This is a genomic window from Kitasatospora sp. NPDC096077 (genome assembly GCF_040303245.1).
In the GTDB taxonomy this organism is placed as follows: Bacteria; Actinomycetota; Actinomycetes; order Streptomycetales; family Streptomycetaceae; genus Kitasatospora.
Window position 1 is genome coordinate 24,278 of record NZ_JBEOSV010000045.1, and the last position, 21,747, is coordinate 46,024.

The following is a 21,747-nucleotide window of genomic DNA, read 5'->3' on the forward strand; positions in this document are numbered from 1 at the left end:
GCTCGTCCCTCCGCAGCGAGGTCGCCGCCTCACGGCTGCCGTGCGTTTGCCAGGGAATCAGCCGCCGTACTCGTAGCCGATGGTGACGCGGGTCGGGATGACCCAGAGACCGAACTCGATCACGCCCTCGTCGTCCGACCAGCGGTGCACTCCTCCGAGCACCGGGGAACCCACGCGAAGTCCCAGTGCGGATGCCTCGCGGGCATCGCACTCCCGGGCGTGCAGGTCGTCGCGGGCATGGGTGATCGTCCGGCCGGACGCCTCAAGGACCTTCGCGGTGAGCCCCGCGTTCTTGCTCGGCGCGGTGGAGAGCAGGTCGGGCACCATGGCGGCGAAGTGCGCCGGGTACCAGGCGACGGCCAGCATGGTCCGGGTCTTCCCCCGGCCGGCGACGTACTCGCGGCGGACGAGTTGGTCGCCGGGGTCCAGACTGAAGATGTCCTGGACGTACAGCGGGGGAACCACCAGTTCGGCCGCCGTGACCCGGCTGGTCTCGCCCTCCATCAGGCTCGACCTGAGCCGCTGCACCATGGTCAGGCGGTCCCGTCCCGTCGCGGTGGCCGTCTCCTCGTCCGCAACGAAGGTGCCGCGCGGGCTCGTCCTGATGAGCCCTTCCACCAGCAGCTGGTTCAGGGCCCTGCTCACGGTTGCCGCGGCCACGCTCCAGCGCTGGCACATCTCCCTGTTGGTCGGGAGCTTCTCGCCGGAGGAGAGTTCGCCGGTGAGTATCGCCTGCCGGTAGTGATCGGCGATCGCGGTGAAGGTCTTGGGGCTGGCCATGCACGACTCCTCGGTCGAAGTGATGGACACTCAGAAGCACACTAGTGCACCGACATTGGCGCTGGATGTGCTTCTCCACGTTCTACCTTCTGCCCTAGGACACTGAGTTGAGTGCTCTAGGGAGCTGAAGTAATGATCCACAACAGGTCACACCCGGAGATCTGTCAGCCGAAGGTCGGTGAGACGGGGAAGCCGCCGCAAGAGCGCCACCTGCTCCTCGCCGTGCTGCGGACGGTCAGGGGCCGGGGTGCCAAGGCGGTGCTGGTTCCCTCCAGGGCCACGATCTCGCCCATCGACGGCGAGTTCGACGAGTTCGCCGGGGAGATCGAGAAGGCCGGCGGGTTCATCCAGGTGACCCGCAGATGAGTGCTCGATACGGGATCGTTCCCGGTGACGCCTGCGACGGCGCCTCGTACCCGGTCTGGGTCGTCCAGGACCACAGGACCGGCGGGTTGGTGAAGGCGCTGCCGCCCCGCCCCGAACCGCTGAGGTTCTACTCCTATCACCAGGCGGAGCGGTGGGTGAGCACCAACAGCTGCTCCTCCCCGGACACTGGGGCTGCCTGATGACCGCCGAACTGCTGAGGTTCTCGTTCGGTTGTCGGGTAGTGGCAGGCGGGCGCCCCTGCGGTGGGCAGTTGATAGGCGGTATGCGCAGCGTAGGGGTCTGACCGCTGAGTGGCGAGCGGTTCGTGAACAGGTGCGGCTGGAGGTCGCGGGCCGGTTCGAGGCGGACAGAAAAACTCCGTGATCGCCCGTGTTCTGCGGGTCGGCGAGCAGCCGGTGGAGCGTTGGCGGCGGTCCTGGCGTGAAGGCGGGGCGGAGACGCTGCGCCCGACGGGACCGGCGAGGGTGCCGAGCCTGTCGGTGGCACAGTTCTCCTTGCTGGAGCGGGAGTTGGTCCGAAGGCCAACCATGCACGGGTTCGAGGACCAGCGGTGGACGGACGGTGAACACCTCATCGGTGCCAGCGCTCTCCAGCGGTCGGCGCAGTTGTGGTCCTGGTCCGACCAGGATGCGCCACACTCCGGCCGCCTGGGCCTCCGAGCGACCCTGGAGAAAGGCGTTCAGGCGCGCCGAATCGCAGAGCGTGAGCAGGAGAGGTCGACGACCAGCAGCTCCACGGCGCCGTCAGACCCGGTGGGCGGCGACGTAGCGGGCCGGGTCGTGGTTGAACTCGCCGTCCCAGCGCCGCAGGCACTGCTCGGCGAAGGTGCGGCCGGTGGCGACGATCTCGTCCAGCGGGTCCAGGTAGCCGGGGACGTGCGGCGGTTCGAGTCCGGCCGCCACCCGGGCGGACAGGCCGGCCCGGGCGAGGCGGAGCAGTTCGGCGGCCAGCGGGCGGACGGGATCGCCGCCCAGGCGGGTGGCGAGGCCGCGGGCAGGCAGTTCGGCGAGTGCGGCACGGCGCTGCGCGAGGGTGTAGTGGCCGAGCAGGTCCCAGGCGCCGTCGCGGGCTACGGGGTGGTAGGTGAGCCCCGCCCACAGGGCCGGGACGGCGGCGATGTGCGGGTGCGGCGGGCCGTCGGCGGCGCGCAGTTCCAGGGTGTTGCGGACCCGGGTGTCGGTCCAGAGCTGGTCCAGGTGGGAGGACCAGTGCGCCGGGGTGGGCCTGGAGCCGTCGTCGTAGCCGTGCCGCAGGAGTTGGCCGAAGGTGCGGCCGGGCGCAGCGGGTCGCGGGCGACCCAGTGCCGCCTGGTGCTGCCGTTGACGCCGTCCTCGACCTGGACGGCGTTGTCCGAGGGGTACCAGCACTGCTGGATCGGCAGGTCGGTGAAGCTCCCGCCGCCGTGGATACCGTCCTGGAGCTCCCACCGGCGGCGGGTCAGGTGCAGCACGGTCTTGGTACTGCTGGCGTAGCTGATTCCGCGCACGGCGTACCGCTGCGCGTGAGGCAGGCCGGGGGTGACGGTGATCCGGTCCAGTGCGGGGGCCGGGACGCAGCACACCACGTAGTCGGTGTGCTCGCGCAGCCGCGCGCCGAAGCGCCTGCCCCGGACCTCGACACCGTCCTCGGTCAGCGCCAGTTCGTCGATCCGGGTGGACAGCCGCACGGTGCCGGGAGCCAGCGCCCGGACGAAGACGTGGATCAGCGCGTCCGATCCCTCCACCAGCTCGACCTGCCCGTCGTGGAACAGGCCGAAGTAGGCGACCAGCACCTCCAGCAGCGAGGACTGCTCGTAGTGCGCGAGCCCGCTGGCCTGTCCGACCAGGTCCCAGGCGTCCTGCGAGAGGTGCTCGTGGACGAACTGCCACAGGGAGACCGAAGCGGCCCGCTCCAGTACCGGGTCGTCCCAGTACCCGGCCAGCGTGCGGTGCTGCTGTTCGGGGCTGAGGGTGCTCCACACCGAGCCGAGCAGACGGTCCAGCAGCTGTTGGTAATCCGCGCTATCAGAACGTGCGGAATGGTGGCAGAGCTCGCCACGATGGGGAGCTCAAGCGTGCCGCTGACAGCGCCGCCCGGCCTGTACCCAGATCACGACGGACAAACGGGGCTGTTCGGCTCTCCTGATAGGTACTTGGACTGTTCTTTTGGCGTGAGTTCGCGGTGGACGGCTTGGCAGATCGTGCTGATCGCCGTGTCCGGTGTGGCATAGGGCACGTCCCACAACCGGACGTCGCCGTCGTCGCCGCTGGTGGCCAGGGTACGTCCGTCAGGACTGAACGCCACCGAGTACACGTCCGCCGTATGGGTGTGGAGGACGGCGCGGCTCGTGTCGCTGGCGGTGTCCCACAACCGCACGGGGTCGCCGCTGCTGGTGGCCAGGGTGTGCCCATCGGGACTGAACGCCAGCGAGAACACAGCTGTCCTGTCACCGGCGAGTACAGCGCGGCTCGTGCCGTTGGCGGTGTCCCACAATCGGACGCCGCCGTCGTAGCTGCCGGTGGCCAGGGTCTGTCCGTCCGGACTGAACGCCACCGAGAACACAGCCTCCCCTGCGTCGTTGGCGAGAGTGGTGCGGATGGTGCGGCTCGCGACGTCCCACAAGCGCGCCGTCTGGTCGAAGCTGCCGGTGGCCAGGGTGCGTCCGTCGGGGCTGAACGCCAGCGAGGTCACGCGGTTGGTATGGCCGGTGAGGGTGGCGCGGATGGTGCGGCTCGCGACGTCCCACAACCGGACGTCACCGTCGTCGCTGCCGGTGGCCAGGGTGTGCCCATCGGGACTGAACGCCACCGAGAACACAGCCGCCTTGTCGCCGGAGAGGATAGCGTGGCTCGTACCGCTCGTGACGTCCCACAACCGGACGTCACCGTCGTCGCTGTTGGTGGCCAGGGTGCGTCCGTCCGGGCTGAACGCCAACAAGGTCACGGCCCCCATGTTCCCGGCGAGGACAGCGCGCGTGGTACCGGTCGTAAGGTCCCACAATCGCGCCGTGTGGTCGTCGCCGCCGGTGGCCAGGGTGTGCCCGTCGGGACTGAACGCCACCGAGGTCACGGCTTTGTTGTGCCCGGTGTGGACGGCGCGGCTGGTGCCACTGGCGGTCTCCCACAGCCGCGCCGTGTGGTCGTCGCCGCCGGTGGCCAGGGTGTGCCCATCGGGGCTGAACGCCACCGAGGTCACCGCCCCGGTGTGCCCGGCAAGGGTGGCGCGGCGGTCAGTACTACCTTTCGCGGTGTCCCACAACCACACCATGCCGCCACGGGTGCTGGTGGCCAGGGTGCTCCCGTCAGGACTGAATGCCACCGAGGTCACGGCGCCCGTGTCGTCGTAGCGGCCGAAGTCTTGGCTGGTGCGGCTCGCGGTGTCCCACAAGTCGGCGCTACCGAAGCTGCTGCCGATGGCCAGGGTGCGTCCGTCGGGGCTGAACACCACCGAGGTCACGGCGCCGGCCTCGGTGACGACAGCGGGGGACGTGCCCGTCGCGATGTTCCACAGCAGCACTGTTCGGTCGGCGTCGCCGATGGCCAGGGTGCGTCCGTCGGGGCTGAACGCCACCGAGGTCACAGCCCCCCCTGCGTAGCTGGAGCGGGTGGTGCGGATGGTGCGGCTCGCGACGTCCCACAAGCGCGCCGTCTGGTCGCTGCTGCCGGTGGCCAGGGTGCGTCCGTCGGGGCTGAACGCCACCGAGGTCACCGCCCCGGTGTGCCCGGCAAGGGTGGCGCGGATGGTGCGGCTCGCGACGTCCCACAAGCGCGCCGTCTGGTCGTCACCGCCGGTGGCCAGGGTGCGTCCGTCGGGGCTGAACGCCACCGAGGTCACCGCCCCGGTGTGCCCGGCAAGGGTGGCGCGGCTCGTGCCGCTGGCGGTATCCCACAACCGCACCGTGTGGTCGTCACTGCCGGTGGCCAGGGTGTGCCCGTCGGGACTGAACGCCACCGAGGTCACCGCCCCGGTGTGCCCGGCAATGCGGTGGCGTAGGGGAAGGCCCGCGGCGGTGGCGAGGGCGGCGACGGCTTCGTTTGTGTGGCTGGTCCGGTAGGCGGCGACGGCCAGAAGTGATGCCAGGTCGGGGTCAGTGCTGATCAGGGTGCTCGACTCGGCCGCAAGTTGCCGCGAAAGGGCGGTCTGCTGTTCGGCGATGGCCGTCTGCCGCTGCCACAGGGCCACCGCGGAGGCGACCAGGGCGAGGGCCAGGCTGATGGCCAGGATGACATTGAGGCGCCTGCTGCGTCGGACGGCGGCCTGTTGGTGGCGACGGCTGGCAGCGAGGAACCCTTCGAGGTCGGCGGGCAAGCGGCGCCGGCGCGCCCAGTCTGCCCCCTCCGCGAGGGCTGTCCCGGTGAGCAGGTCCTGGGGGTTTTGGTGCTCGCGCCAGCGAGTGCGCTGGGTTCGGGTGCGGTGGAGCCAATCGTGGAACCGGGCGTCCTGCTCGACCCAGCGGCGCAGGGCGTCCCAGTCGCGGACGAGCGTGTCGTGGATCAGCTCGGCCGTCGGCATCCCGTCCCCGTCGTCCGGCTGCCCGGACTCACCCATCCGGTCGGTGGTGATGACGCGGTGCCCTGCGAGCACGGCCAGGACCTCGTCAACGGCTTGCAGCGCCTCGGGACCGCGGCCGTCGGCGGCCAGGTCGCGCAGTTCGTCGAGCGGCAGCTGCTGGCGTGCTGCCGGGATGTTCAGACCCTGGTCAGCGGGGCGGACCAGCGCCGTCAAGGCCCGCTGGGCGATGCGCCGCTGCCGCTCGTCGAGCTCGCGCAGAGCGGCGCCGCACCAGTCGGCCAGGGCTCCGGTCACACCGCCGATACGGCGGTAGGCATCGTGAGTGAGGCGGCCGCCGTAGTGGAGTCGGCGTCCCCACAGCCGGCTCAGGGCGACTTCGAGCAGCGGCAGCACAGTGACCGACGCCTCGAAGTCCGCAGCGGTGAGTGGGGTGAGAGCAAGTACATCGGAAGCGATTCGCTGCGCGAGCCCCCCTTCGAAGGCCACGCCCAGTTCGTCGGCGGGCCCGGTGATGATCGCGTCCAGTTCCTCTGCGGTCAGCGTGGCGGGCACGTTGAGCACGCCCTGCGCCTCCAACGCAGCCTGCAGCAACGCGGGAGCCAGCGCCGACAACCGGGGGTAGAAGTCATCCCGCATGACGAGGACCACACTGAGCGCTGCGTCGGACCCGATCGCCTCAGTGATCGAGGCCAGTGCGGCAGCGGCCTTCGACGCGGGGCCGGCGGAGGGTGCGAGCAACTCCTCGAACTGGTCGACGACCAGCACAACACGGTCATGGGCCGGGTCGGCCTCCAGCAGGCCCGTGACGGCCGTACCAATCCCTGTGGTGGCAGTGTCGGGCAGGCCGGCCTGTTCCAGGGCGGTGGGCAGGTCCAGGCCGGGCCGCACGATCACCTGGCGCCAACGGTCGCTGCCCGGCAGCTGCCCGGCAGCCAGCTCGGGGAGCACACCCGCCTGGACCAGTGAGGACTTGCCCGCCCCGGAGGGCCCGAGTAACAGGACCACTCGCCGCCCGCCCGCAAGCGCCGCCACCACTTGGCGCGCCGCCTCCTTGCGGCCGCGGAACCAGTGGGCGTGCTCGGCGGTGAACGGCTCCAGCCCCCTGTACGGCATCACGTCATGCGTCTCGGGTGCGGGCCATGCCTGCCGCAGCACCTCGGTCGGCGTGGCGTAGGCGATCCCGTGGCCCCGGTCGTGGCCGTCGGGGACCGTGATCGCGGTGAGCATGCCGACCACCAGTCCGGTCGTCTCATCCAGAACCGGCCCGCCGCTGAACCCGGTAGTCAAATCATTGGCACCGGTCAGCTGCAGCAGATCACCGGCACTGTCGGCTGCCGACAGCACCCCGACGGCCGTGGCCGAGCCGAAATGCCCGTCCGGCGGGGCCTGTTGGGGGAAGCCGAGCGAGCGGACCCGGTGCCCGTGGCAGCCCGCCACCGACCCTAGCGACAGCGGAGCCACTCCCGCCGGCGCCTCTTCCAGCCGCACCAGGGCGATGTCCTGTCCCTGCGGGTCACGCCACCCCTCCTCCAGCACCCGGCCCCACACCAACGGAGCACCGTGCACGCGCGGGAAGCCAAGCGGCACCACGTCGCCGGGACCGTAACCGCCGTCCACCAACACGTGCGCGCAGCTGATCAGCAGATCCCCAGCGACCAGGAAGGCCGCCCCCACCACCGCTCCGTCCCCGCCGCGAACCTGGGCGACCGCGGCGGTCAGAGCGTCGATCGCGGAAGGCTCGTTCCCGGCGCCCACAGGACTAGTCCGACCCCGCAGCACCCGCCGTGGGACCAGCGCCCGGGTCGGCGTCGGTGTCGTCCCTGCGCCACTTCATCTTCACGGTCAGATGGCACTTAGCCGCCGTCTTGGTGATCACCACCCCGGCCTCCGTGGCGAGATCGACCCCGAACTCCACTTCCAGCTCCGCTGGCCCCGCATCACGCAACCGGGTCAGCACAGTGCGGGCCAGGTCGGTGACAGGCTCCAGGGCCGCACTCAGGCCCACCGGCAGGTCCCGGATCGCATCCCCGACCCGGCCCGCCTTCACCGGCCCGGCCCCACCTTCCGCAGCCTCGACCAGAATCGAGCCGCCGCAGTCCAGCGGCATCCGCGCCAACTGCTGTCCCATCAGATCCCTCCCCTGCCGCCGCCCCACGGCGACCGCACGGACAAGGTACTCGCGCGAGAACGGAAATGCGGAGAAACTGGACGATCCGAGGAGCGGACACGACCGATAACCCGGAAAGGGGGTCTGACCGCCAGTCACGTACGGGCGAAACGGGCGAACTCGGACCGTCCGTCCCAGGACTCTGCACTGGTCCGTCTGGGCCTGCGCGATGGCGGACAAACCCCTTGGGGGCTATTGAGACGTGCAGGTCTTCCGGCGGGAGAGTTCGGCAGCGTAGGCGGCGCGTGTGGACGCTGTCTCTTTTGTCCACTTCTCGGCTGCGGAGATGTGCAGGCCGAGTAGGCGGCTGAGTACCACGGCGGGGAGTTCGGCGGAGAGTTCCATCAGTGTGGTGTTGCGGGCGGGCCTGGCCTGGATGCCCAGTGCGGTGAGCTTGCGCATGAGTTGGCGACTGCTGATCGGCTGCCCGCCGGCTCTCCCAGGGAAGAGCCACGGGTGATCGTCACGGCGTCCGAGGGCCGAGTAGCCGTGCCGCTGGTGGACGAGTTCCATCGTCAGGGCGTCCAGGGGGCGGTGGCAGGACGGTCGGGTGCGAGCCGAGCGTCAGCGTGACCCGCTCCTCCGTTTTGGTCACCTGGTCGATTCGGATGCGGGAGGTGCGGCTCAGCGGCTGGGCGAACAGCAGGAGGAGTAGCCCGGAAACACGGGTTGTGGGGTCGAGGTCGTCGCCCGTGGCGAGCCGGCGGACGTGGGCCCATCATCTACCACGCCGAACCGGGCAGCCCCAGTGCCCAGTCCCTCGCTCTGCTCGGTTCCGTCCACGCCACCCGGCGCCGCCCCGCCCCCCGGCTCCACGGCTGATCGGCCGACGGGACATGGCGACGGGTCGGCAGGAGTGCCCGGTCGGTTTCGCCCCGACCGCGAGGAACCGCACCAGCGCGAAACCCATGTCCCGGACCGGACGCTGCGCTGCTTCGCCGGTCGACGTGCCGGCACCCGTCAAGCTGCACGACCCGACGCACGGGAAGCGACCGAAGAGCCGTAAAATCCGTCAGATCGTCAGTCGATCGGAGTAGTCTCGCCGTTGCCCGGGTGCGCAGGTGACGGATACTTCGGACCAATCGGTCCTTGCGGGTTCGAATCCCGCTGCCGGCCCCACGGCTGGTGTGGTCGAACGGAAAAGACAAAGTCAGCCGTCTCCGAACCCGATCTCCGGGCCCACGAGCCGGCCGCGCACCTCAAGCAGGTGCCGGCCGCGCACGGCCGGCACCTGGCGCTGTCGGGCCCTTGCCCTGCGTTCGTGCCCCCAGGCCCTCATTCCGACCCGGGTGCCGAACACCCCCGGGATCCTGATCGCCCGGATCGACCTCGGCGCCGACGTCTGAGCCGTGCCCGGTGACGTGTTTCCCGCACTGTGATCGCGGGCCCGTCCGGGTGCGGTCCCCGGCCCAGGGGGGGTGGGGCCGGGGACCGCGGTCAGCGGGCCGGTGCTGGTGCCGGTGCCGGTGCCGGTCAGGAGGCGGGCATCAGGACGGTGTCGACGATGTAGACGGTGGCGTTGGCGGTCCGGACGTTGCCGCACAGGACCTGGGCACTGTTGTTGACGGTGAAGTCGGGGGTGGCGCCGGTGACGGTGAGGTTGCCGGTCTCCAGGGTCTTGTGGGCGCCGGTGAGGTCGGTGGGGGCCAGGCGCTGGGGGACGACGTGGTAGGTGAGGAGCTTGGTGAGCTTGTCCTTGTCGGCGAGGACGGCGTCGAGGGTGGCCTTGGGGATCTTGTCGAAGGCGTCGTTGGTCGGGGCGAACACGGTGATGTTCTGCGCCGAGTTGAGGGTGTCGACGAGGCCGGCCTGCTTGACGGCGGTGACCAGGGTGGACAGCAGCGGGTTGTTGGAGGCGGCGGTGGCTACCGGGTCCTTGGCCATGCCGGTGAAGGAGCCGGCGCCGTCCTTGGGCACGGCCGCGCAGGCGGTCCCGAAGGGCTGGTCGCTCATCGGCGCGTCGGACGCCGTGGCGGGTGCGGCTGCCTGGGACGGCGCCGCGGCGGCGGTCCTGGAGGCGGTCGAGGATCCGGAGTTGCTGCTGCAGGCTCCCAGGGTGAGGGCGAGGGCCGCGGCTGCGGCGAGGGCGACGGCGGGGTGGTGGCGGCGGGTGGTGACGGTCATGACGGTGATCTCCTTGGTGCGGTGGTGACGGTCCGGCCCGTCGGGCGGGCCGCACGGGTCCGCGCGGATGCGCGGGCCGGTCGGGCTGGTGGTTCAGGTGGTTCAGGTGGTTCGGGTGGCCTGGACGGCTCAGGTGACGGTGACGACGGTGCTGTGCCAGCCGGTGGCGCCGGCCGGGTAGGGGGCTGCGCGGTTCTGGGTCTGGACGGCTCCGGTGGTGTCGGTGGCGCGGACCTCGATCCGGTGGGTGCCGGGGGCGGCCCCCGTCCAGGTGTGGAACCACTGCCGCCACAGATCGGGCCCGGGGTCGGGGGCGAGCAGGGCCTCCTGCCAGGGCCCGCCGTCGAAACGGACCTCGACGGCGGCGATGCCGCGGTGGGTCGCCCAGGCGGTGCCGGCGACGGTGACGTCTCCGGCGGGCACCCGGGCGAACGGGGCCGGGACCTCGATGCGCGAGGCGATGCGCACCGTGCCGGTGCGGTCCCAACCCCGCTGCACCCAGTAGGGGTCGTAGGCGGCGAAGGTGGTGACGTCCAGGTCGACGAGCCACTTGGTGGCGGAGGCGTAGCCGTAGAAGCCGGGGACGACACTGCGGCAGGGGAAGCCGTGCGCGACGGGCAGGGCTTCGCCGTTCATCGCGACGGCCAGCAGCGCACGGCGTCCGTCCAGGACCGATGCGAGCGGGGTGCCGATGGTCATGCCGTCCTGGGAGCGGCCGACGAGCTGGTCGGCGCCGGGTCGAACGCCCGCCCGGCGCAGCAGGTCGGGCAGGGCTGCGCCGAGCCAGCGGGTGGTTCCGACGTAGGGGCCGCCGACCTCGTTCGACACGCAGGACAAGGTGTGGTCGAGCTCCTCCAGCGGTTCGCGCAGGAGGTCGTCGAAGGTGAGGAGGAGGGGGCGGTCGACCATGCCGTGGATGCGCAGGGCCCAGCGCCGGGGATCGATGCGGGGCAGGGTGAGCGCGGTGTCGACCCGGTAGAAGTCGGCGTTGGAGGTGACGAACGGGGACAGGCCCGGGATCTTCGGGTGTGCCGCGGCGGGCAGCGGTGGCAGCGGCCGGGCGGCCGGGGGGATGCGCACCGCGTCGCGGGCCGCGCCGCTGTCGTAGCGGCGGTCGGACAGGACGCGGCCGCCGACGCCGACGAGCGTGCCGAGGGCGATCGTCCCGCCGGTGGCGGCGAGCACGGTCCGGCGGGAGGTGTGCGTGGACCCGCTGCCGGGCTCGGCGGGACCGTTCTCGGTCGCCGGGCTGTCAGACGGCGAGCCGCCGGGCGCCGTCGGGGTCGTGGCCGGGACAGTGGCCCGGATCGTGGCCGGGGCCACGGTCGTGGCCGTGCGGAGCGGGCGGGCCAGGAGGAGGAGGGTTGCTGCCCCGGTCAGGCCGGCGGTGAGGGCGGGAGCGGCCGCGGCGGCGCCGGCTGCGGGCCGGGAGAGGGCGGCCCAGGAGCCGAGCAGCCCGAAGGCCGCGAAGACACCCGCCCCGAGCGCGGGGCGGCGGGCGGCGAGCGCGCCGGTGAGCGCGGCGAGCAGGGCCGTCGTCAGGTAGATCCCGCCGAGCAGCACCGGCTTGTCGTTGGTGCCGAACGTGCGGATCGCGTACTCCTTCAGCGGAGTGGGCGTCAGGTCGATCGCCGTGGAGCCGACCGCGATGACCGGCGCGGCGTCGGGCCCGGTGAAGGCGGCGGCCAGTTCACCGGCGCCGAGCGCGGCCACCGCGGCGGCCCACCCGGTGACAACCCCCGCGCCGGCCCGGCGAATCCGGGCCCACAGGCTCCGGGCCCGCGGCGGCCTGGGCGGCGGCGGTGGCGGGGATGCGTCGTTGCTCACACCCCCGATTCGGCGCACGTGGTGAGCCGGATGGGTGCGACTTTCCCGGGGCCCGGGCGGGGGTTCGGGGCACCGAGGAGGGGCGTCCGCACTGTGCCGCAGCGCCGCAGCGCGTTCGGCGGAACCCGTTGTCCCTGTAGTCGTCCCTGCGGCGGTAAACCGGCGACGGCACCGCCAATCCGAAAGCCCCGTGGGCCCGAAGACCATGTGTCAGTAGTTCTGTTCACCCGGCCGGTGCTCCCGCGTCCCCGGCCGGGTCGTGGGGAGGCCCGTGATGCCCGTCGAACACCGGTGGGGCCCGCTGCCCACCCACTGCCTGCGGGGAGCGGCCGGATGAGCACCGTCGTCCACCTGTCCGGCCCCGGACGGCCCGGCCCGGAGCTCAAGGACCTCCTGGCCGGGGTCGCCCGCGGTGACCAGGACGCGTTCTCCCGCCTGTACGACACGGTGGCCGGTCCGGTGCTGGGCCTGGTGCGCCGGGTGCTGCGGGACCCCGCGCAGTCCGAGGAGGTAACCCAGGAGGTGCTGCTGGAGGTGTGGCGCACCGCCGCCCGTTACCAGGCCGAGCGCGGGGAGGTCATGGCATGGGTCCTGACCATCGCGCACCGCCGCGCGGTGGACCGGGTCCGGTCCGTGCAGGCCGCTGCCGACCGCGACCAGCGCGCGGCGGCCGCCTCGCACGCCCCGGCGTTCGACCGCGTCGCCGAGCAGGTCGAGGGCCGGCTGGAGCGCGAGCAGGTGCGGCGGTGCATGAGGATGCTGACGGAGCTCCAGCGCGAGGCGTTGACGCTGGCGTACTACCGCGGCTACACCTACCCCCAGGTCGCCGAGGTCCTCGGCGCCCCGCTGGGCACCGTCAAGACCCGCATGCGCGACGGACTGATCCGCCTGCGCGACTGCCTGGGGGTAGGAGCATGAGCGCCGCCGACCTGCACACCCTGACCGGCGCCTACGCCGCCCATGCCCTCGATCCGGCCGAGAGCGCCGAGTTCGAACGCCACCTGGCCGGCTGCCCGGCCTGCGTCCAGGAGGTCGCCGAGTTCGCCGCCACCCTCGCCCGGCTGGGCGCCGCCCAGGCCGTGCTCCCGCCGCCGGCCCTGAAGGCCCAGGTGATGGCCGCGCTGCCGACGCTGCGTCAGGAGGCCCCGCGCACCGCTCCCGCCCCGGGGCGCCCGCGCGGCCGGCTCGCCAGGGGCTGGGCGAGGCTCGCCCTCGCCGTCTGCCTGGCGTCGGCCGTCGGCGCGGGCGGCGTGGCCGTGCAGCAGCACCAGCAGGCCGAGCGGGCCCGGGCCCGTGCCGCGGCGCTCCAGCAGCAGCAGGACCGCTTCGTCGGCCTGCTCACCGCGCCGGACGCCCGTACCGCCACCGGCACCGGCGTCGGCGGGGTCGGTGCGGGCACGGTCGTGTGGTCGAGCAGCCGCGGTCAGGCCGGCTTCCTGGCCGCCGGCCTGCCCACGCCTGCCGCCGGCACGACCTACGAGCTGTGGTTCGACGACGCGGGGACGATGCGCCCGGCCGGTCTGCTGTCCACCGGCGACGGCGTCCTGCTGCTGACCGGGACGCCGGACGGGGCCGGCGGTGTCGGCGTGACCGTCGAACCCGCGGGCGGCTCGGCGCACCCCACCACGGCGCCGCTCATGCTCCTGCCGTTCACCTGACCCGGCCGACCCGACCCGGCCGCCCGCGCGCCCGAGGGGAGCGGTGGGCCATCAGGTCCTCCTGCGCGGGACTGCCCCGGCCGACCCTGCGCGACCGGCTCGTCACGGCGTCCCGATCCGGACGCGGCCGGTGACGTCCTGTCGCACGCGGGCCCGGTAGCGCAGCGGCGACTCACCGACGACCCGTTTGAACGCCGTACTGAAGGCGCTCTCCGAGCCGTAGCCCAACTCCTCGGCGAGCGCCGCGACACGGGTGTCACCGTCCCGCAGCGCACGCTGGGCGAGCAGCATGCGCCACCGTCCCAGGTAGGTCAGCGGTGGCACACCGGCCGTCTCCCGGAACCGCTCGGCGAAGGTCGTCCGGGACATCGCGGCGGCCCGCGCCAACTCCGGGAGTCCCCAGGCGCGCCCGGGGTGGCCGTGCAGCAGGTCGACGGCGGGACGGAGGCGCTCGTCGACGAGCAGCCGCAGCCAGCCGGACGGCAGCGGGCACTGGTCGACGTAGGACCGCAGCAGCTCCAGCAGGAAGAGCTGGCCGTGCTGCCGGATCGCGAAGGCCGAGCCGAGCCGCTGCGCGGTCGCCTCGTCGAAGAGACGCAGCAGGGCCGCGAGGAGCCGGTCGTCGTGGCCCGATGACCTGATGTGGGCCAGCGGCGGCAGTGATTCGAGGAGGAGCGTTCTTCCGGCCTCGTTCAGACTGACGCAGCCGCCGATCACGATGTCGTCGGCATCGCGGTCGGAGCGCGCGAAGCGGTCGGTGGAGAAGTCGGATTCCGGCTGCACCTCCTGGCGGGGTTCCGCGCCGGCCTCGAGCGCGACCCATGAGCGGCCGGTGAGGATCGCCACGTCCCCCGCCGCGAGGTCGACCGGTTCGTCGATCCCGTCGGTGGTCAGGCGGGCCCGGCCGCTGACGAGCGCGAAGAACTTGACCGGCTCGGAGAGCGGTCCGCGGCCCCACCATCCGCCGCGGGCCGCGATGCCACCGGTGAGGACGCCGCGGACCTCGACCAGATCGAGTGCTTCGGAGAACCGGTCAGGGGTCATGCCCGTACTCTCGCTCAAAAAATTGGGACTCACAACTATTCATCGTCCGCCCCTTCCGCGGCAGGCTGGTAGCAGCACCCCGCAGACGGACCTCAGGAGGGACCATGCGTTACCGCGGCCTCGGCAAGACCGGGATCAAGGTGAGCCCCTACGCTCTCGGCGCCATGATGTTCGGCGCCCTCGGCAACCCCGACCACGACGACTGCCTCCGCATCATCCACCGGGCGCTGGATGCCGGCATCAACCTCATCGACACGGCCGACGTCTACGCGCACGGCGAGTCGGAGGAGATCGTCGGCCGTGCGCTGAAGGGCCGTCGGGCCGACGTCGTGCTCGCCACGAAGGCCGGGAACCCGATGGGCGACGAGCCGAACCACCGGGGCGCGTCCCGGCGCTGGCTGGTGCGCGCGCTGGAGGACTCACTGCGCCGCCTCGACACCGACTACGTCGACGTCTACCAGGTTCACCGCCCGGACCCCGACACCGACATCGAGGAGACGCTCGAAGCTCTCACCGACCTGCAGCGAACCGGCAAGATCCGCACCTTCGGCACCTCGGCCATGCCGGCCTCCGAGCTCGTCCGCGCCCACTGGGTCGCCGAGCGGCGCGGCCTCGCCCGGCCGCGTACCGAGCAACCGGTGTACTCGATCCTCAACCGGGGCATCGAGCGCGAGGTGCTCCCGGTGGCGCAGGAGTTCGGCATGGGCACCCTGGTCTGGTCGCCGCTCGGCGGCGGGCTGCTGACCGGGCGCTACCGCAAGGGCCAGGAGGCCGCGACGCACCGCTCGCAGTACGGCTTCCAGCACCTCAAGGACGACCGGCGGCTCGACGTCGTCGAGCAGCTCATCCCGCTCGCCGAGGAGGCGGGCCTGCCGCTGACCCATCTGGCGCTGGGCTTCGTGCTCGCTCACCCCGGCGTCACCTCCGCGCTCCTCGGACCGCGGACCATGGCACACCTGGACGATCTGCTCGCGGGCGCCGAGGTCACGCTCTCGGACGACGTCCTGGACCGGATCGACGCCATCGTGCCGCCGGGCACGGACACGGGCACGCTCGACATGGCCTACCAGCCGCCGGCTGTCCGCCAGCCCGAACTGAGGCGTCGGCCGCCGCTCGAACGCGCAGCCGCGTGACAGGACGGCCTCCCCGTCAGTCGACGACGAGGCCGCCGGTGAGGTTGGCGATGGCCCCGGTCATCGCACCGGCGCGGTCGGAGGCCACGAAGGCGGCCACGTCGGCGATCTCCGCGACCGTGGGCAGCCGCTGCCGCAACGTCTGGCTCGCGACACGGGCCTCGAAGGCCTCCCGGCTGATGCCGTACGCCTCCGCGTGGAGGCCGTAGACCTCGGCGATCTGCGGCGTCTGCGGCATCCCCGCCGCGTTCAGGCACACGACCCGGACACCGGACGGGCCCAGCTCGGCGGCCAGACCCCGGGAGAGGGCCTCGATCGCCGCCCACGCCGGTGCCATTCCACCCATCAGTGGGACCGCTGTCCGCGACGGGCTGGCGGTGATCATCATGATCACGCCCGAGCCCTGTCCGGTCATCCGCCGAGCGGCGGCCCCGGCGGTCAGGAAGTTGGCCTTCGAGTAGGTGGCCACGGGCAGGCCGAACGCCTCGGCGGACAACGCCGCGAGCGGAATGCCCTGAATACCCGTCTGGGGCAGGCTGACGGCGTTGAACGACACGTCGACGGAACCGGCCACCTCGACCACCCTGGCGGCGTGGGCTTCGACGGCGCCCTCGTCCAGCACGTCCACCTCGGCGGGGTGGGCCCTGCCGCCGCACGAGCGGATCCGGCCCGCGACGCCCTCCAGCGTGGCGGGCGTCCGCCCTGCGAGGAAGACCTGTGCCCCTTCCCGGGCGAAGGCGAGCGCGACCGCGCTGCCGACCGCTCCGCCCGCCCCGTAGACGATCGCGTTCTTCTTCTCAAGCAGCATCGTCACTCCTGGTCACTTGCGGATGCTTCTGGTCGCCGACAGCGACGACGGATCTGCGCAAGCGGTCCGTGCCACGGACCGGCCCTCGGCACGGCGGCCCCTCGGCACGGCGGGCCCGCCGCACGGCCGGCCCGCCGCACGTGCCGTCGAGCTCAGCGCAGGCCGGCCGCCGACGCGGCGTTCCCGCGTTCGAGCAGCTTCACGGGGCCCGTCGGCCAGCCCTGCGACAGCGTCGCCGACAGCGGGTCGGGGAAGATCTCGTCGTCGCCGGCGGCCACGCCGTCGAGGATCGCCTCCGCGACGGCGGACGGTGCGGCCTTGGGGATGTCGAGGTCCCGGGACATGTCGGTGTCCACCGGCCCGGCCAGCACGGCGTGGACGCGCACCCCCTGAGCGCCGAGCTGCAGACGCAGGGTCTGGGTGAGCGCGAACGCCGCGGCCTTGGAGGCCGAGTAGCCCGCCATCCCCGGTACCGCCGCGAGCGCCGCCAGCGACAGGACGTTGACCAGGGCCCCGCGGGAGCGGGTCAGGTGCGGCGTGAACGCCTGCGTCACGGCGTGCGTCCCGAAGAAGTTGACGCCGAGGTGCTGTGCGAGCACCTCGCGGTCCCCCAGCTCGTCGAAGATCGCCAGTCCCGCGTTGTTGACGAGCAGGTCCAGCTCCTCGACCTGTTCCGCGACCGCGTCGATCTGCGCCTGGTCGGTCACGTCCAGGCGCACCGGCCGAACGCGCGCGTCCGGGTGGGTGAAGGGCTGCCGCGTCCCGGCGTAGACGCGTCGTGCGCCCCGCCGCAGGGCCGCCTCGACCAGTGCACGTCCGATGCCGCGGTTGGCACCGGTCACCAGCACGATCCGTTCGGCGACGGGTTCTGTCTGCATCACGATCACTGCTCCGATCAGTTCCAGGTCCGGCGGATTTCGCCTTTCACCAGGAACAGACACACCGGTGCGCGGAAACTGGGGCTCGTGGGAGCGCCCAGTTCCGCGCCTCGCCGGTGTCGATAGCGGTGAAGGAGGCACACCATGACAGACGACCTGCTGGAACGAGCCCGCTCGGGCGACCGCGAGGCCTTCGCCGCCCTGGTCGAGCCGCACCGCGGCGAAGTGCAGCTGCACTGCTACCGCATGCTCGGTTCGCTCCAGGACGCCGAGGACACCCTGCAGGAAGTCCTGCTGGCGGCCTGGATCGGCCTGGCGGGCTTCGAGGCCCGATCCTCGGTCCGGACCTGGCTGCACCGCATCGCCACCAACCGCTGCCTCAACGCCCTGCGCACCACCCGCCGCCGTCCCGTACCGGCGCAGCCGGCGGCGGCCACCCACCCGGAGCCCTCCCGTCTGGGCGAGCTCCTGTGGCTGCAGCCCTACCCCGACATCCTCCTCGACGGCCTGCCCGACCGGAACCCGGGCCCCGAGGCCCGCTACGAGTCCCGCGAGGCGGTCTCCCTCGCCTTCATCACCGCCGTGCAGGTCCTTCCGCCCTCCCAACGCGCGGTACTCATCCTGCGCGACGTCCTCGGCTACCGCGCCGCGGAGACGGCGGAGCTGCTGGGCCTCACCGAGTCCGCCGTCACCAGCGCGCTCAAGCGCGCCCGCGCGACGATGCAGGCGGTCCGCACCGACGACCGGACCGCACTCGCCCCGGGCAGCCCGGAGGAACAGGAGCTGACCGACCGCTTCGTCGCGGCCTTCACCGGCGACGACGTCGACCAGCTCATCGCGCTGATGACCGACGACGCCTGGGTCCGGATGCCGCCGCTGCCCTTCGAGTACCACGGCACCGAGGCGATCGCGCGCTTCTTCCACGCGACCGACGCCCACCCCGCCTGCCCGGTCGCCCGCATGCTCCCCACCCGCGCGAACGGGCAGCCGGCCTGGGGCCTCTACGTCCACGACCCGGCATCCGACCTGCTGCACGGCGCGGGCATCCTCGTGGCCGGGTTCTCCCCCGACGGCGTCAGCGCGCTCACCCACTTCGAGAGCACGCTCGCCTCCTACTTCGGCCTCCCACGGACGGTGAGCGCACTGCACTGACACCGCGTCACCGACAACCGATCGGCCTCCGACTCCACCCACCACCGCTGTGATCCAGGCGCGGGCCCGAACGTCAACCGGCCGACAGGCCAGCGCGGTTGCCCGACGGCCACCTGGCAGCGACCCAAGCGACTCAAGCGACCCAAGCCCGGCATACCCCGAGCCGAACGAGCCGGACGATCCGGACGAGCCGGACGTCGAGGCCGGCGGGCCGACCGACGGCAACGGGCCCGGACCACCGCGGCACCCCGCCCGCCAGGCCCGCACCACGACCAGGAGGACCGGCGGTGCCGACGGCGGGTTCGCGCACTGTCAGCGGGCCAGGATGTCGCTGATCCGTCGGAAGACGTCGGTGCTGGTCAGGAAGTCGTTGTGCCTGAGCCCGTCGATCTCGATGTTGTCGGCGCCGCTCAGTTCGGTGCTGGTGGTCGGGGAGATCTGCTCGTCGCTGTCGGACCGGATGGTCGTGTACCGGGTGGGGCCCGGGGTCTCGGTGTCCTGGTTGAGGTGGCTGACGACGTACGAACCGGGCGTCATGTCCCTGCAGCCCTGGTCCCACAGGGCGCACAGGTAGGCCATGCCGGTGCCGTGGTTGGGCCCGGCGAGGGAGATCCAGTTGGCGACCTTCCGGCTGCCGCCGCCGAACTTGACGTACCAGCGGCTCGGCAGGCTGCCCAGGCTGTGGGCGACGATGTTCACCCTGGCGGCGCCGGTGGCGTCCACGTACGCGGCCAGCCGGGCGGCCAGGACCTCGTTCGTCGACTGCGAGGTGTCGTAGCCCCAGGTGAGGATGGACTCCTTCGGGACGCCCTGCTGGACGAGGTAGGAGGTGAGGGGGCCCCAGACGCCGGGGTCCGCGTTGCGGCCGTGGATGAGGATGACGGGGATGCGCGCGGTGTCCGCGAGGGCCGGTACGGCCGTTCCCGGTCCGGTGAGGAGAGCCGCGGTCAGGGCGGCGGTCGCGGCGGCGGTGCTGAGACGGCGCATGGACGGCTCCGATGTTCGTCTGCGGACGGGACGACGACGCGGCGCGCGTGGGCGCCCGCGGTTGAGCGGATGCCCACGGGTCGCGCCAGACGCATCATCGGGGACCGGCGGCCGAACGGACAGCAAGCCTTCGGCCATTGACCGACCAGGTGATCCCCGACCACCTCCAGAAGACCCGGCCCGATGCCAGGTGACCCTCGCTCGAAGCGATCCCGGGGACGTGAGCGCGAGGTCGGGGCCGCCGAGCCGTGCACTCGGCCGGGCGCGGCTCCGTGACGGAAACTCGCCTATGCCGCGCCCCTCGTCATTGACGGCCATCACACATTCCCCCCAGGATTCCCTCGCTTCGCGCAACTGGCAGGGAGTGCTCCGCCTGCCGGGACCTCAGGCCTGTCGTGCCACACCCACCCCCGGAAGGGCCCCTCGATGCGCCGCACCTCGGCACTGCTCCTGACCTCGCTCCTCGCCGCCACCGCCGCACTGACCGCACCGGCCGTCGCCCAGGCCAAGGGCGCCGACACCACTCCGACCACGGGCCAGTGCACGGCCTACGCCTCGGGCCCGTTCGGCGTCGGCGTCTGTTCCGGCCTCGAACCGCGGCGGGCCTGGTCCGTGGCGGCCCAGTGCCAGTCCGGCGTCACCGTGTACAGCAAGCTGATGCTCGGCGACGGCACGGCCACCGCCAACTGCGCCAGCGGCCGCATCTACAACACCTGGGTCTCGATCGGCCCGATCCTCCCGTAGGCCGCCCGACGCTCCCGGCCCCGGCCCGGCCACTCGTGCGCCGGGGCCGGGGCCGGTGACCGATCGGCGTCCCTCAACCGGACGTTGACGCGGTTGCCGACCGAGCCGTGTGGCCCGCCGCGACGCCCGTCAGCGCGCCATGGACCGGTCCAACTCCTGGACTTTCCGGCGCAGTTCCTCGTCCCGGGACCGGCGCTCCTCATCGGCAGGTGCGGCTGCGCTCTCCGGGACCTGCGGGGCCTGCACGTCTCGAAGGTCAGCAGCCCGGGCGGGGCTGGGCGACTCCCAGTGGATCTCGGCGCCTGCCCGTTCGGCGAGGGCCAGCGTCGTGAGGACCAATCCCTCGGTCAGGGCCCGCATGACGGCGTGTCGGGTCTGTTGGTGCCGGGCCAGGAGTGCGTTGGCGAAGACGCCGAGTACGGCTGGGTCGATCTGGCACTCGTCCGCCTCCATCGGGCCGACGCCGGAAGGGAGGCCGAGTTCCTCCTCGAAGACCGCCAGCTGGCGCAGGAACAACCGGGACGCCCCGGTGGACGGGTTCCAGAGGGTCTCGTCACCCATGTCGTAGTACTGGCTCACCCGGTGCCTCCCCGTCCGTCGGACCGGTCAGCATAACGACGACCGGCTGATCACAACCCACGGTGGCGGCAGCCCGGGGGCGAAGGGCTGGGCTGTGGCGGATGGGGGTGGGGGTGGGGGTGGGGGTGGGGGTGGGAGCATGGTTCCGCCGGGCGGCGGCAAGTGGGCTGGGGCGGAGGCCGGTTGAGCGTGGAGGCGGTGGTCGGCGCGGTTCTGGTGGGCGCTGATGTGGTGGCTCTGGTCGTCCTGCCGAGGGCGTTCCGGGCGGTGTTCTCCCCGCCGGTGCGGCTGGCCGGGGTCGGGGTCCTGGTGGTGGTGGCCGGTCTGTGGCTGTGGCCGGCGCTGGTCCGGGGGCCGGACTGGTTCATCGTGGCGTTCTGCGTCGACCTGGGGGTCAGCGCGGTCCACACGGTCCTCGCGCTGCTGGTCGGCAGGCTCCGGGCCCCCGTGGTGGAGCCGCTGCGGCTGAGTCACTTCGTGCAGGAGGCGGCCCGGTTCGACGGCCCGCAGTCGATCGGCCTGATGGTCGGCCACACCGGGGCGGTCTTCGTCTTCACGGCCAGGCCGAGGATCTGGTTGCCCGAAGTCGCAGACTGGATGCGCATTCTCTGGGGAAGATCGGTGTCGCACGACGAGGTGAGGATAGTCGGCGCAGCTCAACGGCAGTGCTGAGGACGCTATCGGGTGCAACAGGTGTTGCGCTATCCCTCGCCGGAGTGATGCCGTCGGCCGAGCTCAGCGTCGGATCGCGTGACACTTCTACGGCGGGCTCAGGAGAACCCGCGGGATGTCGCACAGCACAGGTCAGGGGTTCCTCAGGGTCGAGATCAGGGGCAGTCCGGAGGCGTGGATGCCATGAACGGCCCTAGCGTCGGTGAGGCGGGTGACCGATGCCCCCGGCCGATGCCCCCATGGAAAAGGCGAGCGAGTGTTCCGGAACAAGGCTCTACCGGCACGGGCTTCGAGCCCGGCCTTCGTCGGTGCGGAG

20 protein-coding genes and 2 pseudogenes are annotated in these 21,747 nt (G+C 72.2%); 9 read left to right on the top strand and 13 right to left on the bottom strand.

Annotation, left to right across the window (positions count from 1 at the left end):
- Positions 1-57 precede the first annotated feature (57 nt).
- Positions 58-780 (bottom strand): GntR family transcriptional regulator, encoded by a 723-nt coding sequence (locus ABTZ03_RS29925; RefSeq protein ID WP_350516237.1) that lies wholly within the window; start codon positions 778-780, stop codon positions 58-60.
- Positions 781-912: 132 nt separating this feature from the next.
- Here ABTZ03_RS29925 and ABTZ03_RS29930 point away from each other — a divergent pair, with 132 nt between their 5' ends.
- Together ABTZ03_RS29930 and ABTZ03_RS29935 are read left to right on the top strand one after the other, a co-directional pair.
- On the top strand, positions 913-1,146 hold the full coding sequence (locus ABTZ03_RS29930) for a hypothetical protein (protein ID WP_350516238.1): 234 nt from the start codon (positions 913-915) through the stop codon (positions 1,144-1,146).
- Entirely contained in the window at positions 1,143-1,346 is a 204-nt protein-coding gene (locus ABTZ03_RS29935) for a hypothetical protein (RefSeq protein WP_350516239.1), read from the top strand. The genes ABTZ03_RS29930 and ABTZ03_RS29935 overlap by 4 nt, the downstream gene beginning before the upstream one ends.
- A 564-nt stretch (positions 1,347-1,910) precedes the next feature.
- Here ABTZ03_RS29935 and ABTZ03_RS44295 read toward each other — a convergent pair.
- The 5 genes and pseudogenes from ABTZ03_RS44295 to ABTZ03_RS29960 form a co-directional block, all read right to left on the bottom strand.
- The gene (locus tag ABTZ03_RS44295) at positions 1,911-2,534 is read right to left on the bottom strand and encodes a glutamate-cysteine ligase family protein (protein WP_502894627.1); all 624 of its coding nucleotides are present in this window, start codon (positions 2,532-2,534) and stop codon (positions 1,911-1,913) included.
- A 41-nt stretch (positions 2,535-2,575) separates the two neighbouring features.
- Positions 2,576-3,127, bottom strand: a pseudogene (locus ABTZ03_RS44300) (FAD-dependent oxidoreductase); the annotation flags it as partial.
- A 128-nt stretch (positions 3,128-3,255) separates the two neighbouring features.
- Positions 3,256-7,413: an nSTAND1 domain-containing NTPase gene (locus tag ABTZ03_RS29950; RefSeq protein WP_350516242.1), complete on the bottom strand. Its 4,158-nt coding sequence runs from the start codon at positions 7,411-7,413 to the stop codon at positions 3,256-3,258.
- Between the two features lie 4 nt (positions 7,414-7,417).
- Positions 7,418-7,786 (bottom strand): CU044_2847 family protein, encoded by a 369-nt coding sequence (locus ABTZ03_RS29955; protein ID WP_350516243.1) that lies wholly within the window; start codon positions 7,784-7,786, stop codon positions 7,418-7,420.
- 231 nt (positions 7,787-8,017) lie between these two features.
- The gene (locus tag ABTZ03_RS29960) at positions 8,018-8,227 is read right to left on the bottom strand and encodes a hypothetical protein (protein ID WP_350516244.1); all 210 of its coding nucleotides are present in this window, start codon (positions 8,225-8,227) and stop codon (positions 8,018-8,020) included.
- A gap of 312 nt (positions 8,228-8,539) precedes the next feature.
- Here ABTZ03_RS29960 and ABTZ03_RS29965 point away from each other — a divergent pair.
- Positions 8,540-8,647: pseudogene (locus ABTZ03_RS29965) on the top strand (transcriptional regulator); the annotation flags it as partial.
- Positions 8,648-9,298: 651 nt separating this feature from the next.
- On the opposite strand, the gene ABTZ03_RS29970 reads toward ABTZ03_RS29965, so the two are convergent.
- Positions 9,299-9,949 (bottom strand): fasciclin domain-containing protein, encoded by a 651-nt coding sequence (locus ABTZ03_RS29970; protein WP_350516245.1) that lies wholly within the window; start codon positions 9,947-9,949, stop codon positions 9,299-9,301.
- 129 nt (positions 9,950-10,078) lie between these two features.
- Positions 10,079-11,776, bottom strand: a complete 1,698-nt coding sequence (locus ABTZ03_RS29975; protein WP_350516246.1) for a molybdopterin-dependent oxidoreductase — start codon at positions 11,774-11,776, stop codon at positions 10,079-10,081.
- A gap of 333 nt (positions 11,777-12,109) precedes the next feature.
- On the opposite strand from ABTZ03_RS29975, the gene sigK reads away from it, so the two are divergent.
- Together sigK and ABTZ03_RS29985 are read left to right on the top strand one after the other, a co-directional pair.
- Positions 12,110-12,694, top strand: a complete 585-nt coding sequence (sigK, locus tag ABTZ03_RS29980) for an ECF RNA polymerase sigma factor SigK (protein WP_350516247.1) — start codon at positions 12,110-12,112, stop codon at positions 12,692-12,694.
- Positions 12,691-13,434 (top strand): anti-sigma factor, encoded by a 744-nt coding sequence (locus tag ABTZ03_RS29985; RefSeq protein ID WP_350516248.1) that lies wholly within the window; start codon positions 12,691-12,693, stop codon positions 13,432-13,434. The genes sigK and ABTZ03_RS29985 overlap by 4 nt, the downstream gene beginning before the upstream one ends.
- A gap of 102 nt (positions 13,435-13,536) precedes the next feature.
- On the opposite strand, the gene ABTZ03_RS29990 is transcribed toward ABTZ03_RS29985, so the two are convergent.
- A complete protein-coding gene (locus tag ABTZ03_RS29990) occupies positions 13,537-14,478 on the bottom strand; it encodes a helix-turn-helix transcriptional regulator (RefSeq protein WP_350516249.1) in 942 nt (313 codons plus the stop codon).
- Between the two features lie 104 nt (positions 14,479-14,582).
- Between ABTZ03_RS29990 and ABTZ03_RS29995 the strand changes: the two genes are divergently transcribed.
- The gene (locus tag ABTZ03_RS29995) at positions 14,583-15,611 is read left to right on the top strand and encodes an aldo/keto reductase (RefSeq protein WP_350516250.1); all 1,029 of its coding nucleotides are present in this window, start codon (positions 14,583-14,585) and stop codon (positions 15,609-15,611) included.
- A 16-nt stretch (positions 15,612-15,627) separates the two neighbouring features.
- Here the strand turns inward: ABTZ03_RS29995 and ABTZ03_RS30000 are convergent, their stop codons facing one another.
- Complete coding sequence (locus ABTZ03_RS30000; protein ID WP_350516251.1) at positions 15,628-16,419, bottom strand: SDR family NAD(P)-dependent oxidoreductase; 792 nt, start codon at positions 16,417-16,419, stop codon at positions 15,628-15,630.
- 152 nt (positions 16,420-16,571) lie between these two features.
- Entirely contained in the window at positions 16,572-17,297 is a 726-nt protein-coding gene (locus ABTZ03_RS30005; protein ID WP_350516252.1) for an SDR family NAD(P)-dependent oxidoreductase, read from the bottom strand.
- Positions 17,298-17,441: 144 nt separating this feature from the next.
- Here ABTZ03_RS30005 and ABTZ03_RS30010 point away from each other — a divergent pair, with 144 nt between their 5' ends.
- Positions 17,442-18,449 (top strand): sigma-70 family RNA polymerase sigma factor, encoded by a 1,008-nt coding sequence (locus ABTZ03_RS30010; protein WP_350516253.1) that lies wholly within the window; start codon positions 17,442-17,444, stop codon positions 18,447-18,449.
- Between the two features lie 312 nt (positions 18,450-18,761).
- On the opposite strand, the gene ABTZ03_RS30015 is transcribed toward ABTZ03_RS30010, so the two are convergent.
- Positions 18,762-19,436: an esterase/lipase family protein gene (locus ABTZ03_RS30015; protein ID WP_350516254.1), complete on the bottom strand. Its 675-nt coding sequence runs from the start codon at positions 19,434-19,436 to the stop codon at positions 18,762-18,764.
- A gap of 426 nt (positions 19,437-19,862) precedes the next feature.
- Here ABTZ03_RS30015 and ABTZ03_RS30020 point away from each other — a divergent pair, with 426 nt between their 5' ends.
- Positions 19,863-20,180 (top strand): hypothetical protein, encoded by a 318-nt coding sequence (locus ABTZ03_RS30020; RefSeq protein WP_350516255.1) that lies wholly within the window; start codon positions 19,863-19,865, stop codon positions 20,178-20,180.
- Positions 20,181-20,309: 129 nt separating this feature from the next.
- On the opposite strand, the gene ABTZ03_RS30025 is transcribed toward ABTZ03_RS30020, so the two are convergent.
- Positions 20,310-20,759 (bottom strand): DUF6086 family protein, encoded by a 450-nt coding sequence (locus ABTZ03_RS30025; protein ID WP_350516256.1) that lies wholly within the window; start codon positions 20,757-20,759, stop codon positions 20,310-20,312.
- A gap of 189 nt (positions 20,760-20,948) precedes the next feature.
- Between ABTZ03_RS30025 and ABTZ03_RS30030 the strand changes: the two genes are divergently transcribed.
- Positions 20,949-21,431, top strand: a complete 483-nt coding sequence (locus ABTZ03_RS30030) for a hypothetical protein (protein WP_350516257.1) — start codon at positions 20,949-20,951, stop codon at positions 21,429-21,431.
- Positions 21,432-21,747 lie beyond the last annotated feature (316 nt).

Excerpts from the sequence above, each read along its gene's own strand:
- ABTZ03_RS29925 (WP_350516237.1), bottom strand. The coding sequence starts at position 780 with ATGGCCAGCCCCAAGACCTTCACCGCGATCGCCGATCACTACCGGCAG.
- ABTZ03_RS29930 (WP_350516238.1), top strand. The coding sequence starts at position 913 with ATGATCCACAACAGGTCACACCCGGAGATCTGTCAGCCGAAGGTCGGT.
- ABTZ03_RS29935 (WP_350516239.1), top strand. The coding sequence starts at position 1,143 with ATGAGTGCTCGATACGGGATCGTTCCCGGTGACGCCTGCGACGGCGCC.
- ABTZ03_RS29955 (WP_350516243.1), bottom strand. The coding sequence starts at position 7,786 with ATGGGACAGCAGTTGGCGCGGATGCCGCTGGACTGCGGCGGCTCGATT.
- ABTZ03_RS29960 (WP_350516244.1), bottom strand. The coding sequence starts at position 8,227 with ATGCGCAAGCTCACCGCACTGGGCATCCAGGCCAGGCCCGCCCGCAAC.
- ABTZ03_RS29970 (WP_350516245.1), bottom strand. The coding sequence starts at position 9,949 with ATGACCGTCACCACCCGCCGCCACCACCCCGCCGTCGCCCTCGCCGCA.
- sigK (WP_350516247.1), top strand. The coding sequence starts at position 12,110 with ATGAGCACCGTCGTCCACCTGTCCGGCCCCGGACGGCCCGGCCCGGAG.
- ABTZ03_RS29985 (WP_350516248.1), top strand. The coding sequence starts at position 12,691 with ATGAGCGCCGCCGACCTGCACACCCTGACCGGCGCCTACGCCGCCCAT.
- ABTZ03_RS29990 (WP_350516249.1), bottom strand. The coding sequence starts at position 14,478 with ATGACCCCTGACCGGTTCTCCGAAGCACTCGATCTGGTCGAGGTCCGC.
- ABTZ03_RS29995 (WP_350516250.1), top strand. The coding sequence starts at position 14,583 with ATGCGTTACCGCGGCCTCGGCAAGACCGGGATCAAGGTGAGCCCCTAC.
- ABTZ03_RS30000 (WP_350516251.1), bottom strand. The coding sequence starts at position 16,419 with ATGCTGCTTGAGAAGAAGAACGCGATCGTCTACGGGGCGGGCGGAGCG.
- ABTZ03_RS30005 (WP_350516252.1), bottom strand. The coding sequence starts at position 17,297 with ATGCAGACAGAACCCGTCGCCGAACGGATCGTGCTGGTGACCGGTGCC.
- ABTZ03_RS30010 (WP_350516253.1), top strand. The coding sequence starts at position 17,442 with ATGACAGACGACCTGCTGGAACGAGCCCGCTCGGGCGACCGCGAGGCC.
- ABTZ03_RS30015 (WP_350516254.1), bottom strand. The coding sequence starts at position 19,436 with ATGCGCCGTCTCAGCACCGCCGCCGCGACCGCCGCCCTGACCGCGGCT.
- ABTZ03_RS30020 (WP_350516255.1), top strand. The coding sequence starts at position 19,863 with ATGCGCCGCACCTCGGCACTGCTCCTGACCTCGCTCCTCGCCGCCACC.